The sequence below is a fragment of the Rhodococcus sp. NBC_00294 genome (genome assembly GCF_036163995.1).
In the GTDB taxonomy this organism is placed as follows: domain Bacteria; phylum Actinomycetota; class Actinomycetes; order Mycobacteriales; family Mycobacteriaceae; genus Rhodococcoides.
On record NZ_CP108043.1, the window covers coordinates 2402142 to 2415805 of the forward strand.

Annotated in this window: 12 protein-coding genes; 10 read left to right on the forward strand and 2 right to left on the reverse strand. The window is 69.6% G+C overall.

Translation table 11 applies throughout. The features are described from left to right. The first annotated feature begins 34 nt into the window (after positions 1-34). From OHB23_RS11260 to OHB23_RS11290, 7 genes are all read left to right on the forward strand, one after another. On the forward strand, positions 35-1351 hold the full coding sequence (locus OHB23_RS11260) for an aspartate aminotransferase family protein (protein WP_285185681.1): 1317 nt from the start codon (positions 35-37) through the stop codon (positions 1349-1351). Beyond that, positions 1348-2826, forward strand: a complete 1479-nt coding sequence (locus OHB23_RS11265) for an NAD-dependent succinate-semialdehyde dehydrogenase (RefSeq protein WP_051613385.1) — start codon at positions 1348-1350, stop codon at positions 2824-2826. Before OHB23_RS11260 ends, OHB23_RS11265 begins: the two co-directional genes overlap by 4 nt. Beyond that, positions 2823-3509, forward strand: a complete 687-nt coding sequence (locus OHB23_RS11270) for a GntR family transcriptional regulator (protein ID WP_231476313.1) — start codon at positions 2823-2825, stop codon at positions 3507-3509. Before OHB23_RS11265 ends, OHB23_RS11270 begins: the two co-directional genes overlap by 4 nt. 82 nt (positions 3510-3591) lie before the next feature. Beyond that, complete coding sequence (locus tag OHB23_RS11275) at positions 3592-4776, forward strand: M24 family metallopeptidase (protein ID WP_027505686.1); 1185 nt, start codon at positions 3592-3594, stop codon at positions 4774-4776. A gap of 5 nt (positions 4777-4781) precedes the next feature. Continuing rightward, positions 4782-6008, forward strand: a complete 1227-nt coding sequence (locus tag OHB23_RS11280) for an aminotransferase-like domain-containing protein (RefSeq protein WP_328811626.1) — start codon at positions 4782-4784, stop codon at positions 6006-6008. Further along, positions 6005-7177: a M20 family metallopeptidase gene (locus OHB23_RS11285; RefSeq protein ID WP_328809549.1), complete on the forward strand. Its 1173-nt coding sequence runs from the start codon at positions 6005-6007 to the stop codon at positions 7175-7177. Before OHB23_RS11280 ends, OHB23_RS11285 begins: the two co-directional genes overlap by 4 nt. Then, a complete protein-coding gene (locus tag OHB23_RS11290) occupies positions 7174-8160 on the forward strand; it encodes a D-2-hydroxyacid dehydrogenase (protein ID WP_328809550.1) in 987 nt (328 codons plus the stop codon). The genes OHB23_RS11285 and OHB23_RS11290 overlap by 4 nt, the downstream gene beginning before the upstream one ends. On the opposite strand, the gene OHB23_RS11295 is transcribed toward OHB23_RS11290, so the two are convergent. Beyond that, positions 8095-9441: a YhgE/Pip domain-containing protein gene (locus tag OHB23_RS11295; protein WP_307092252.1), complete on the reverse strand. Its 1347-nt coding sequence runs from the start codon at positions 9439-9441 to the stop codon at positions 8095-8097. The two genes, OHB23_RS11290 and OHB23_RS11295, sit on opposite strands and share 66 nt — an antisense overlap. A 74-nt stretch (positions 9442-9515) precedes the next feature. Here OHB23_RS11295 and OHB23_RS11300 point away from each other — a divergent pair, with 74 nt between their 5' ends. Beyond that, a complete protein-coding gene (locus tag OHB23_RS11300) occupies positions 9516-10166 on the forward strand; it encodes a TetR/AcrR family transcriptional regulator (RefSeq protein ID WP_328809551.1) in 651 nt (216 codons plus the stop codon). A gap of 34 nt (positions 10167-10200) precedes the next feature. On the opposite strand, the gene OHB23_RS11305 is transcribed toward OHB23_RS11300, so the two are convergent. Continuing rightward, positions 10201-11304: an NADH:flavin oxidoreductase/NADH oxidase gene (locus tag OHB23_RS11305; protein WP_056446339.1), complete on the reverse strand. Its 1104-nt coding sequence runs from the start codon at positions 11302-11304 to the stop codon at positions 10201-10203. 156 nt (positions 11305-11460) lie between these two features. On the opposite strand from OHB23_RS11305, the gene OHB23_RS11310 reads away from it, so the two are divergent. Beyond that, the gene (locus OHB23_RS11310) at positions 11461-12738 is read left to right on the forward strand and encodes a glutamate-5-semialdehyde dehydrogenase (RefSeq protein WP_222649337.1); all 1278 of its coding nucleotides are present in this window, start codon (positions 11461-11463) and stop codon (positions 12736-12738) included. 41 nt (positions 12739-12779) lie between these two features. Then, positions 12780-13661, forward strand: a complete 882-nt coding sequence (locus OHB23_RS11315) for an AAA family ATPase (protein ID WP_056445834.1) — start codon at positions 12780-12782, stop codon at positions 13659-13661. The last annotated feature ends 3 nt before the right edge of the window (positions 13662-13664 follow it).

Below are 13664 nucleotides of genomic sequence, written 5' to 3' on the forward strand. Positions count from 1 at the left end.
TGACAATCGGACGATCGTCCTCGACAGTGAGGGCATGACTGCAGCAGCATTCGTGCCTCGAACAGCCGACGCCTCCACCAGTGCTCACACCGCTCGGCTGTCGCCCGCCCTGAAGCAGGCCACACCCATCGTCGTGGATCACGCGTCGGGAAGTTGGATCACCGGGACCGACGGGCGCCGCTACCTCGACTTCACCACGGGTATCGGCGTGACCAGCACCGGACACTGCCATCCGCGCGTGGTCGCGGCGGCGCGCGAGCAGGTCGGCAAGATCATCCACGCGCAGTACACGACCGTCATGCACACGCCTCTGCTCGAGTTGACCGAGAAGCTCGGCACCGTCCTGCCGGTCGGCCTGGACAGCGTGTTCTACGCCAACTCGGGGTCCGAGGCCGTCGAGGCGTCGATTCGTCTGGCGCGCATGGCCACCGGCCGCCCGAACATCATCGCGTTCCACGGCGGCTTCCACGGTCGCACCGTCGCCGCGGCGACACTCACCACAGCCGGGACCAAGTTCCGGTCCGGCTTCGCTCCGATGATGGGCGGCGTCCACATCGCGCCGTTCCCGTACGCGTTCCGGTACGGCTGGGACCTCGACACCGCGGTGACCTTCGCCTTGCGCGAGCTCGACTACCTGCTGCAGACCGTGTCCGCCGTCGCCGACACCGCGGCGTTCATCATCGAGCCGGTCCTGGGCGACGGTGGTTACCTTCCCACCCCGCCGGCGTTCCTGGACGGACTCCGAGAGCGAGCCGATCGGCACGGCATCGTACTCATCGTGGACGAGGTCCAGGCGGGAGTGGGCCGCACGGGGAAGTTCTGGGGTCACCAGTTCTCCGATTCCACCCCGGACGTTCTCATCACGGCCAAGGGTCTCGCCAGCGGCTTCCCGATCTCCGCGATCGCCGCCTCGACCGCCCTCATGAGTACCGCCCTGCCGGGATCGCAGGGCGGCACCTACGGCGGGAACGCGGTGGCCGCGGCGGCCGCCGTCGCCACGCTCGACGTGGTCGAGGACGAGGGCCTGGTGGAGAACGCCCGTCTGCGCGGGGAGCAGCTTCTCGGTGGACTGCGTGAGATCGCGGCTCGGCACGACGAGATCGGAGATGCCCGCGGGCTCGGTCTGATGGCGGCATTCGAGTTCGTCGACGACGCCGGGGACGCCGATCCGGGCGCCGCGCTCGCTCTGCAGAAGGCAGCTCTGGACCGCGATCTCCTGTTGTTGACGTGCGGTGCGCTGGGCAACGTGGTGCGCATCATCCCGCCCCTCGTGGTGACGCGGGACGAGGTCGAGCTGGGACTCGAGCGCATCGCGGAGGCGTGCGACGCGGCGCTGGGAGTTCGGTCGTGACGACGACGGTCGACCGACCCGTGCCGGTGGCCGATCGCAGCATTCTGATCGGTGGTCGATGGCGGGACGCGGTGGACGGCCGCACGTTCGACGTCGAGAACCCTGCCACCGGCGAGACCATCGCGCGCGTCGCCGACGGGGGGCCCGCCGACGCCGCTCTGGCTCTCGATGCCGCGAGCGCCGCCCAGTCTGCGTGGGCGGCGACGTCGCCGCGGGAGCGGAGCGTCGTGCTGCGCCGTGCGTTCGACCTCGTGGTCGAGCGGACGGAGGACCTCGCCGCCGTGATGACCGCCGAGATGGGCAAGCCGCTCGCCGAGGCGCGCGGCGAGGTCGCCTACGCAGCCGAGTTCCTTCGCTGGTTCTCCGAGGAGGCCGTCCGCATCGCCGGCGATCACACCCTGACCGGCGACGGGTCGACGCGCATGGTGGTCACACGAGTACCGGTGGGACCGTGTGTGCTGGTGACGCCCTGGAACTTTCCGCTGGCCATGGGTGCCCGCAAGATCGGGCCCGCTGTGGCCGCCGGATGCACCATGGTGTTCAAGCCAGCCGAACAGACACCGCTCACCTCGCTCGCTCTGGCCCGCATCTTCCAGGAGGCCGGACTGCCGGACGGCGTCCTCAACATCGTCACGACCTCGGACGCGGGTGGCGTCGTCGAACCGTGGTTGCGCAGCGGCGTGGCTCGGAAGCTGAGTTTCACGGGCTCCACCGCCGTCGGCAGGCTGTTGCTCGGCCAGGCGGCGTCCACCGTCATGCGGACGTCGATGGAACTGGGCGGGAACGCGCCCCTCGTCGTCTGTGCGGACGCCGATCTGGGGACGGCGCTCGACGGAGCCATGATCGCCAAGATGCGCAACATGGGGGAGGCCTGCACCGCCGCCAACCGGTTGTTCGTCCATCGGTCCGTCGTCGACACCTTCGCGGAGCAGCTGACCGCGCGGATGGCCGAGCTGACCGTGGGAGACGGTGCGCACGAGGGTGTCCGGGTCGGCCCGCTGATCGATGCGGAGGGCCGCGCGAAGGTGCAGCGCCTCGTCGACGACGCGGTGAGACGCGGGGCGCGAGTCCTGACCGGCGGTGCCACGCCGGAGGGGCCGGGATACTTCTACCCTCCGACGGTGCTGGTGGACGTTCCACCCGACGCCGAGATCGTGCACACCGAGATCTTCGGGCCGGTCGCCGCGATCATCACCTTCGACGACGAGGACGAGGTGGTGCGCATCGCCAACGACACCGAGTGGGGTCTCGTGGGCTACGTGTTCACTCGTGACGTCGACCGGGCCTTCGATCTGGGCGAGCGTCTCGAGGTGGGCATGGTCGGTCTCAACACCGGGCTGGTGTCCAACCCCGCGGCACCCTTCGGCGGGGTCAAGCAGTCCGGACTGGGACGTGAGGGCGGGCGTCTCGGCATCGACGAGTTCCTCGAGGTGAAGTACTTCGCCGTGCCGCGTCGGCCGGGGCGGACGCTGTGACGGCCACTCGACGGCTGACGCCTCTCGACGCCCGCACCACGTCGATCGTCATCGCGGACCAGTTGCGCGAGCGCATCATCGACGGATCGTTCGCACCGGGGGAGCAGGTCCACGAGGCGACGGTCGCGACCGAACTCGCCGTCTCCCGCGGACCCGTTCGCGAGGCGCTGCAGCGGCTGAGTCAGGAGGGGCTGCTCGTCTCCTTCCGCAATCGCGGCGTCTTCGTCGTCGAGCTGGGTGAGTCCGACGTCGCCGAGATCTACCAGGCGCGCGCGGCCATCGAGATCGGTGCCGCGTTCACCGTTCTGCGGCGTGGTGACTCCGGACGCGTCGCGGACGCGTTGTCGCGCATCGTGGTCGAGATGCAGCCGGCCATCGACCGGGGCGACTGGCGGTCGGTGGCGGAGCGGGATCTCGCGTTCCACACCGCACTGGTCGCGGCGACGGGCAACAGCCGGATGGGCCGGATGTACGCGACGCTCGCCGCCGAGGCCCGCATCTGCATGGCCAACCTCGAGACCGCGTACCACCGGCCCGACGCGTTGATCGAGGAGCACACGCTGCTCGTCGATCTGCTGCGAGCGCAGGACTGGGCCCGGCTCGAACCTGCTCTGCGCGAACACATGGACACCGCCGTGCACGATCTGACGGCGTCGCTACGTGAGTCGGCGGAGACCGCGTAGTCACTCGCGCTGCGCCCGTGGGTGCGAGCACCTACGCTCGCTCCAGGAACCCGGATAACCTCGAAACTGTCAGGGGTACAGCATGATCGACACGATCAGTACGGCCGAACACAGCTCCCGCCTCGCTGCCGTGCGTGCCGTCATGGCCGAGCGGGGTCTCGCGGCGCTCATGATCACCGATCCGTCGAACATCTACTATCTGACGGCCTACAACGCCCTGTCGTTCTACACCCCGCAGGTGCTCTTCGTGCCGGCCGAGGGCGACATGCTGTTCTTCGCCCGCGCCATGGACGCGCACGGCGCCTCACGCACGTCGTGGCTTCCCGACGACCAGGTGTTCGGCTATCCGGAGACCCTGGTCCAACGGCCGGACACCCATCCCTTCGTCTGGGTGGCCGACACGCTGCGCGGACTGAGCCTGGTCTCGAACTTCGAGCACGGCCAGGTGGGGCTCGAGATGGACTCCTACTACTTCAGCCCGAAGGCGTTCGAAGCACTCGTGAAGTGCCTGCCGGAGTACCGGTTCGTCGATTCTCGTGAGCTGGTGAACTGGGTGCGATCGGTGAAGTCGGACACCGAGATCGAGCTGATGCGCGGGGCGGCGGCGATCTGCGAGAGCGCCATGGCGACCGCGATGGACGCGATCGCCGTCGGTGTGCGCCAGTGCGACGCCGCCGCGGCGATCTCCGCGGCGCAGGTGCGCGGCACGGACGACTTCGGCGGCGACCACCCGGCCATCGTTCCGATGCTGCCCACCGGTGAGGGTGCGGACACCCCGCATCTCACCTGGACCGACCGGCCGTTCCGGGACGGGGAGTCGACCGTGGTGGAACTGACCGGGGTGTTCCGCCGCTACCACGTCCCGATGGCGCGGACGGTCTCGCTCGGGCGACCGGACCCGCGCATGGCCGGTCTCGCCGCCGCCACCGACGACGCACTCGGAGCCGTGCTCGCGGAGATGAGGCCCGGAGTGCAGACCAGTGACCTCGCGGCGACGTGGAACCGTGAACTGGGCCGGGCGGGATTTCACAAGCCTTCCCGCATCGGGTACTCGATCGGCATCGCGTACGCGCCGGACTGGGGCGAGCGCACCATCAGCCTGCGCAGCGACGACGCCACGATCCTGCAGCGCAACATGACGTTCCACGTCATCGGCGGTATGTGGCTCGACGGTTACGGATACGAGGTGTCCGAGTCCGTGGTGGTCACCGACACCGGTATCGACACCTTCACCGCCTACCCGCGATGCCTGACAGTCAAGGAGTGACGGACATGCACGCACAGACGTACGAGACGACCACGCTTCCGTGGGCGCTGCGCACCGATCACCTCGTCGGGTCGATGATCGACTCGTCGACCTCGCTGCTCGCCGCGCAGAAGCACGACATCGTGCGCTTCGCCATGGGATCGCCCGCCGCCGAGGCGGTTCCGCACGCGGCGATGGCGGAGATCGCGGGCCGGGTCCTGACCGCAGATGCCTTCGACTACGGTGCGACAGAGGGTGATCCGGCTCTGATCGAGCAGCTGGTGGCCTTCTGCGACGCCTTCGGTGAACCGACGTCTCCCGATCGGTTGGTCATCACGTCGGGTGGCATGCAGGGGCTCGATCTCGCGTGCACGCTGTTCGTCGACCCCGGCGATCTGGTGATCGTCGAGAGCCCGACGTACACGAACGGCACCGCGACCGTGCTCAGCTACGGTGGCGACATCCTCGAGGCGCCGATGGATTCCGACGGGCTGATCGTCGAGGCGCTTCCCGAGTTGGTCGCCCGCGCGGGCCGACTGCCCACGATGATCTACACCATCCCGACGTTCCAGAATCCGTCCGGGACGACCATGTCGCTGCCGCGCCGACTGGCGCTCCTGGAACTCGCCCGCGAGTGGGGCGCCGTGGTGCTCGACGACGACCCCTACGGCCACCTCCGCTTCCAGGGAGATCCGGTTCCGAGCCTGCGAGCGCTCGCTCCCGACGACCCGCTCGTGTTCTCCGTGCGCACGTTCTCGAAGCTCATCGCCCCCGGTCTGCGCGTCGGGTGGGTGGACGCGGACCCCGCCGCTCGCCGGTTGATCATCAACGCGAAGCAGGCGATGGACACGTGCACCAACGTGCCGAACCAGCGGATCGTGGCCGAGTTCCTGCGACAGGGACTGCTCACCGAGCACCTGGCGTCCCTCGCGGACATCTACCTGCCCCGCAAGATCGCGATGCAGACGAGCCTGGAGCGGCACCTCGGTGGGAGGGTGCGCACCACCGATCCCGAGGGCGGCTTCTTCCTGTGGGTCACGCTGGTGGGTGACGACGCCGCTGTGGACACACGGCGGCTGTTCGAGATCGCACTCGCGCACGGTGTCGCCTTCATCCCGGGTCCGGCGCTGTCCGCGAACGGCCTCTTCGGCGATGCGATGCGACTGTGCTTCGCGTCCTCGACCCCCGAGCGCATCGACGTCGGGGTGCAGCGGTTGGCGGGTGCGCTGGACGCGGCCCGAGCCGAACTGTGACGGCGGCCGACCTCCAGCAGGATCGCGCGTCGACCGACGTCGCGACGGTCGAGCGGATCACGAGAGCGCTGATCGACGCCGGTCCCGACGAGTCCGCCGTGGTGGCCGAGATCTGCCGCATCGCAGAGAGTCTCGGTCTGCAGACCGTCGTCACCGACGCGTCGCCGGGGCGGCCGAACGTCGAGGTGGTCCTTCCCGGCGAGCCCGGCCCGGGCCTGCTGTTCCTCGGGCACTCGGACGTGGTGCCCGCCGGGGAGGGCTGGACCGGGGACCCGTTCCGCTCGCGGGTGCACGACGGTCGGATCGTGGGACGCGGCGCCTGCGACATGAAAGGTGGTCTCGCCGCTGTACTCGCCGCGATGGGGTCACCGGCCCGGCGCGGTGTGGTCCCGGCGCGCACCGTGACACTCGCCTGCGTGGTGGACGAGGAGGACACGGGCCTGGGCATCCGGGCATGGGTGTCCGACCGTACCGACCAGACCGGCCGGCCTCCGGCCTTCACGGGATGCGTCGTGGCGGAACCCACGGCCGGCACCGTGATCGTCGGGTGCCGCGGAGCGGCGAACATCGTGCTCACCGTCACCGGTCGGAGCGCGCATGCCGGCCGGCCCGAGAACGGTCGCAGTGCCGTGGTCGCGGCGGCCCGCGTCGTGGGCGAGATCGACGGGCTGCACGCGGAACTGGCCGCTGTGCCGCACCCGGTGCTCGGCGCCGCGTCGTGGAACGTCGGCCGGATCGACGGTGGGACCGGACCGTCGATCGTCGCGGGCCGCTGCCGGCTGGAGATCGATCGTCGCCTGCTGCCGGACGACGACGTGGACGCCGTCGTCGTGGACCTGCTCCGCCGGGCCCGCCTCGTCACGGATCTGGACGTCGACGCGTACGTCGAGATGGAGATGCCGGGATTCCTCACCGACGAGTCGAGCCCGCTCGTCGAGTCGGCGCTGGCGGCGCTGCGCTCCACGGGTGCGCCGGACCCGTCGACCGCGGTGTGGACGGCGTCCTGCGACGGGGGGTTCGTCGCCCGTGACCTCGGAGTGCCCACCATCGTGCTGGGTCCCGGTGATCTCGAGGCGCAGGCCCATCAGCCCGACGAGTCCGTGGACCTGCTCGAGGTCGCTCGCCTCTCCCGGGCCTACGCTCGACTGATGACGGAGCAGCGACCGTGAGCCCCTCCCGCACGAACGGCGGAGCGAGGCCGATCATCACCGTCCTGCACGACGGACTCCTTCCCGACCGGGTGCAGGAACTCGACACCTCGTACGAGGTGCGGCATGCCACCGCCGACACGTTCGGCGATGCGGTCGACGGCGCGCAGGCGGTCCTGCTGTGGGACTTCTTCTCGTCGGCGCTCCGGGACCAGTGGTCGCGCTGCTCCGCACTCGAATGGGTGCACGTCGCCGCAGCAGGGGTGGACAAGCTGTTGTTCGACGACCTCGCGGCGTCCGACGTCGTGGTGACCAACGCGCGCGGGGTGTTCGACGTGCCGATCGCCGAGTTCGTGCTCGCGTCCGTGCTCGCTCTGGCGAAGGACGTGCGCGGCACCGTCGAACTCGGCCGACAGGCGCGATGGTTGCGCCGGGAGACCGAGAACATCGCGGGGCGTCGAGCTCTGGTGATCGGAACGGGCAGTATCGGCCGGGCCACGGCGCGCATGTTGCGTGCCGTCGGTATGGACGTCGCCGGGGTCGGACGGACGGCTCGCACGGGTGATGCGGATTTCGGAACCGTCCACGCCAGTACGGATCTCGCGTCGGTGGTACCCGGCGCCGACTACCTCGTTCTCATCGCACCGCTGACACCGTCGACACGGGGCATGGTCGGCCGCGACGTTCTCGCGGCGGCCGATCCCGGGGTGCGCGCGATCAACGTGGGTCGTGGCGAACTGCTCGACACCGACGCGCTGGTCGACGCTCTGCGCAGCGGCCACGTCGGGGGAGCTGCCCTCGACGTGTTCGACACCGAGCCGCTGCCACCCGAGCACGTGCTGTGGACCCTCGACCACGTGCTGCTGACCGCACACATGAGCGGTGACACCGTGGGGTGGCGCGACCGGCTCTACTCCGGTTTCGCCGAGAATGCCGAACTATTCGCGGCCGGCCGACCGCTGCGCAACGTCGTCGACAAGTCCCTCGGGTTCGTCGCCGGGTGACCCGGTGACCGCGGGCGTCCGGTCGTATCCCTTGCGGTCGTAGATCGCGATCACCAGAGCGCCGAGGACCAGGCCGATGACGAGCCCGAGCAGCGTCATGCCGAGTCCGTGGGCGAGACCCGAGTTCCAGCGTGAGTCGAAGTAGAGGATCGAGCGCACGGCGAGATACACCTGATGCATCGGTTCGAATTGCGCGAGCCACCCGAAGAGCGCAGGTGACGCCTGGATCGGGATGGTGGCGCCGGCGGACGGCAGGCCCAGGATCACGAAGACGACGAGGTTGAGGATCAGCCCCGGAGTGCCGAAGATCGACAGCACCGACACCGCGGTGATCCCGACGGCCGAGATCGCCAGCACTCCGAAGAGCCACAGGCCCAGCGCATTCGGGATCGGCATGCCCAGTGCGGTGGCGATCGCGACGTAGAGACCGGACACCACGAACCCGATCACCACCATCGTGAGCCATTTCGCGGCGAGCACGCGCAGGCGACTGTCGGTGGATCGGCGACGCTGCAGGAAGGTGGGGCCGAACTCGAGCGGCACGAAGCCGAGTGCGCCGTCGACGAGAGCGCTGGCGATCATCGCGCCGGTGAAGCCGGCGAGCACGAGCAGCAGGGCGTAGTAGAAGGCGGACAGCCCGAGCCCCGTGCCGTCCGGAAGTGGGTCGTAGGGAGTGACGACGATGTCGACCGGCGCAGCCAGTGTGAGGGCCGCGGCCCCGGAGAGGGTGGCGCCCGCGGGCAGTGCCTCGGTCACTTGCGTCGTGAGTCGTTCTCCCAGAGTGCCGTTCGCGGAGTCGAGCGCCGTGTCGCCGATGGTGGTCATGAGGGAGGAACCGAGTGTGCCGGCACGCGGATTGGTCATGATCGTCACGATGGGTCGCTCGATGTCGCCCGCCACGACGGAGGCCTGCGTCAGGATCGACACTCGTTTGGTGAAGTCGCTCGGCACGACGATCGCGCCGTAGACGTCGCCGTTCGCGAGGAGGTTCTGCGCCTCCGCGATACCGACCTGCTTCAGATCGATCTTCTCCGCGTCGATGCCGTCCGCGATGCCCTGGCCGATCTGCTGCCCCAGGTTCGCCTGCTCACCGTTCGGCAGCACGTCGCCCTCGTCGCTGACCACCAGTGCCACCGGGAAGTGGCGGAGGTTCTCCTTGGGGTCGAGGATGCCGCCGAGGTACAGCGCCGCGAGCAGCGACATGACGACGGAGACCGCGACGACCGGCAGCACCCAGGTGGTGGGGCGCCGGAATGCGGGCGCAGCGGCTTCGGGGGACATGGCGGGCCTTCCGTCGGCATGTTCTCGGGGACCGATACACATCTGTATCGTCTCGTTCGATACGATAGTGCATCATGGCGGCGACTTCAGGCAACGTGACCGCGAGAACAGGCAGGACCGCCACTCGCAGCAGAGCACAGACTCGCGAGCGAGTGCTGGACGGCGCCCTCGAGGTGTTCGTCGAACGGGGTTTCGGGCGATCGACCCCGGAACAGATCTGCGAGCGAGCGGGATTCACTCGCGGAGCGTTCTACTCGAACTTCTCGTCGATGGACGAGGTCTTTCTCGAACTGTGGACGCGACAGGCGTCGGGACTGATCACGCGGGTACGCGGAGTGGTCGACGCCCTGGGGTACGACGCGTCCGACGGACGGTCCTTCGAGGAGATCGTCGTGGCAGCGCTGAGCGGACTGGTCGGCGACGTGTCGTGGCACGTACTCATGGCGGAGTTCGGCGCCCACGCGGCGCGGAACCCGGGGCTGGCGGCCGTGGTGACCGGGCACCGGGCCGCGCTCCGTGACGCCCTGCGTCCCATGATCGTTCACGGTCTCGCGACCCACGGGCGCGAGGTGGCGGTGGACGACGACACCCTCGGTCGGGGTGTCGTCGCCGCCTACGAAGGAGCGATGGCCCAGGCGATGATCGAGCCGGCCAACCCGGTACCCGCGCGACTCGCCCTCGAGCTCGTGGCCGCGGTCATATGGTCGTTCTCGCGCGAGCGCTGACTCCGCACATGGTCGTTCTCGCGCGAGCGCTGACTCAGAACGCCCGCTCGTACTGCGGAGGTGTGGCCGGGGTGATGTCCGCGCCGAGCTCGCGTGCCGCACGACGGGCCCAGTAGGGGTCGCGCAGCAGTTCGCGCGCCAGGAACACAGCCACGGCCTCGCCGGACCCGATGATGTCCTCGGCCTGCTTGGGCTCGGTGATCAGTCCGACAGCGGCCGCGGGGATGCGCGTCTCGCTCTGGATGCGCCGGGCGAACGGCACCTGGTAGCCGGGTTCGACGGGGATGGACGCCTTCGCGACGTTGCCACCCGTGGAGACGTCGACGAGGTCGACACCATGATCCTCGAGCTGCTGGGTGAGCAGGACGGTCTGGTCGGGCGTCCAGGCCTCGGAGTCGACGCCACGCTCCTCGCCGGTCCAGTCGGTCGCAGACACGCGCACGAAGACGGGCTTGTCGGCCGGCCACACCTCGCGGATCGCGTCGACCACGCGCAGGGTCAGGCGGACACGACCCTCGAAGCTGCCGCCGTACTCGTCGGTCCGGTGGTTGCTGGCCGGGGACAGGAACTGGTGCAGCAGGTAACCGTGCGCCGCGTGCACCTCGGCCACGTCGAAGCCGGCGGCCAGCGCGCGTACCGCGGCGGAGCGGAAGTCGTCGACGACCTTGTCGATGTCCGCGGTCGTCATCTCGCGCGGAGCCGGGTAGTGGCCGAACTCGACAGCGCTGGGTCCGACCGTCTCCCACGCGAGGGAGTCGTCCGCCGCCAGCGGCTTTCCGCCACGCCACGGTGCGTCGGTGGACGCCTTGCGACCGGCGTGGGCCAACTGGATCGCGGGCACACTGCCGTGCTGCCGGATCTCGGTGACCACCTCGGCCAACGCGTTCGCCTGCTGGTCGTTCCAGATGCCGAGGTCCCACGGCGTGATGCGGCCCTCCGGGCTCACCGACGCCGCCTCGGTCATCACCAGGCCGACGCCGCCGACGGCACGCGAGACGAGGTGAGTCCGGTGCCACGGTGTGACCGCGCCCGTCGAGGGTCCCTCCGCGTCCGCCGAGTACTGGCACATCGGCGACATCCACACCCGGTTGGGGAAGGTGACCTCACGCAGGGTCAAGGGCTCGAACAGCAGGCTCACAGTCATCTCCTCGTCTCGTCCTACACGCGCGCCGTCCACGACGACAGCGCTCAGGATGAACGAACAATTCGGCCGGGCGATCATTCCCGTCGGCCGGATCGTCCCGGGTGCGCTCGGGCGTACGGGCTGGTGGGAGCGTGACCTACCCTGGACGGCGTGACTGCCACCACCAGCGCCGAGGTGTCCACCCCCGATGCTCTCGAAGCGGACGTGCACGCCGCTGCTGCCCGCGCCCGGGTCGCCGCGCGCGCACTCGCTCTGCTGACGACCGCGCGCAAGGACGACGCGCTGCACGCCGCGGCGGACGCCGTCCTGGCCTCCGCCGACGCGATCCTCGCCGCCAACAGCGAGGACCTCGCACTCGCCGAGGCGTCCGGCACCCCGCCCTCGCAGCTCGACCGACTGCGGCTGACCCCCGACCGCATCGACGGCATCGCCGCCGGACTGCGCCAGGTGGCGTCTCTGCCGGATCCCGTGGGGGAGCTCCTCGAGGGTCGGACCCTGCCCAACGGACTCGAGATCCGGCAGCTCGCGGTGCCGCTCGGCGTCGTCGGCATGATCTACGAAGCCCGGCCCAACGTCACGGTCGACGCGTTCGGGCTCACTCTGAAGTCGGGCAACGCCGTCCTCCTGCGGGGGTCGTCCTCCGCCGCGCGATCGAACGCCGCGCTGGTGGGTGTTCTGCGGGCGGCCCTGTCGGCGCTGGACCTTCCCTCGGACGCCGTCCAACTCCTGTCCAGCGAGGATCGCGCGACGGTCACGCACCTCATCCGGGCTCGCGGACTCGTCGACGTCGTCATCCCGCGCGGTGGGGCCGGCCTCATCTCGGCGGTGGTGCGCGACGCGACGGTGCCCACCATCGAGACCGGTGTCGGCAACTGCCACGTCTACGTGCACGCGTCCGCGGACCTCGACATGGCCGAGCGCATCCTGCTCAACGCGAAGACACGTCGAGTGAGCGTGTGCAACGCCGCGGAGACGGTGCTGATCGACGCCGCCGTGGCCGACGTGGCGGTGCCGCGTCTGGTGCAGGCGTTGTCGGACAACGGCGTACGTGTCCACGGCGATCTTCCCGGTCTCGTTCCGGCCACCGAGAACGACTGGGCCGACGAGTACCTCTCCGACGACATCGCCCTCGCCGTCGTCGACGACCTGGATGCCGCCGTCGCGCACATCGACAGGTACGGCACGGGACACACCGAGGCGATCGTGGCATCGGATCTCGCTGCCACGCGTGCGTTCTCGGCTCGGGTGGACGCAGCGGCCGTCATGGTCAACGCCTCCACCGCGTTCACCGACGGTGAGCAGTTCGGCTTCGGAGCCGAGATCGGCATCTCCACCCAGAAGCTCCACGCCCGCGGCCCCATGGGGCTGCGGGAACTCACCTCGACCAAGTGGATCGTCCAGGGCGACGGGCACATTCGTCCGGCCTGACCCGCCTCCACCACCTCTCTGGAACAACCGAAAGGCCCGGCGTGACGCAGACGTACTCCGACATCGTTCCGTTCTTCTCCGACGTCGACGACGTGGCGACCCGCCTCGCCGCCACGGGGTACCTCGCCGACAAGGCGACCGCCACGGCGGTGTTCCTCGCCGATCGTCTGGGCAAGCCGCTGCTCATCGAGGGCCCGGCAGGCGTCGGCAAGACGGAGCTGGCTCGCGCCGTCTCGCAGGCCGCGGGAGCCGAACTGGTCCGCCTGCAGTGCTACGAGGGCGTCGACGAGGCGCGGGCACTGTACGAGTGGAACCACGCGAAGCAGATCCTGCGCATCCAGTCGAGTTCCGGCGCGGGGTGGGACGAGACACGCCACGACGTGTTCTCCGAGGAGTTCCTGCTGTCGCGGCCCCTGCTCACGGCGATCCGTCGATCGGATCCCACAGTGCTGCTGATCGACGAGACCGACAAGGCGGACATCGAGATCGAGGGCCTGCTTCTCGAGGTGCTCAGCGACTTCGCGATCACCGTGCCGGAGCTCGGCACCATCTCGGCGACCAGGCGGCCGTTCACGGTGCTGACCTCCAACGCGACACGCGAGTTGTCGGAGGCGCTGAAGCGTCGCTGCCTGTTCCTGCATCTCGACTTCCCGGACGCCGACCTGGAGCGGCGCATCCTGGCCAGCCGGGTCCCGGAGCTGCCGGAGGCGATGGCCGAGCAGATGGTGCGCATCGTGCAGGTGCTGCGGGACATGCAGTTGCAGAAGCTGCCGTCGGTCGCCGAGACCATCGACTGGGGCCGCACCCTGTTGGCTCTGGGCATGGACGAGGTGAGCGACGCGGCCGTGCGGTCGACGCTCGGCGTCATTCTCAAGCACCGCTCCGATCAGGACCGCGCCGTCGCCGAACTCCGACTCGGCTGACCC

Coding starts and splice junctions, on each gene's coding strand:
- OHB23_RS11260 (WP_285185681.1), top strand. CDS start 35: ATGACTGCAGCAGCATTCGTGCCTCGAACAGCCGACGCCTCCACCAGT.
- OHB23_RS11275 (WP_027505686.1), top strand. CDS start 3,592: ATGATCGACACGATCAGTACGGCCGAACACAGCTCCCGCCTCGCTGCC.
- OHB23_RS11280 (WP_328811626.1), top strand. CDS start 4,782: ATGCACGCACAGACGTACGAGACGACCACGCTTCCGTGGGCGCTGCGC.
- OHB23_RS11295 (WP_307092252.1), bottom strand. CDS start 9,441: ATGTCCCCCGAAGCCGCTGCGCCCGCATTCCGGCGCCCCACCACCTGG.
- OHB23_RS11300 (WP_328809551.1), top strand. CDS start 9,516: ATGGCGGCGACTTCAGGCAACGTGACCGCGAGAACAGGCAGGACCGCC.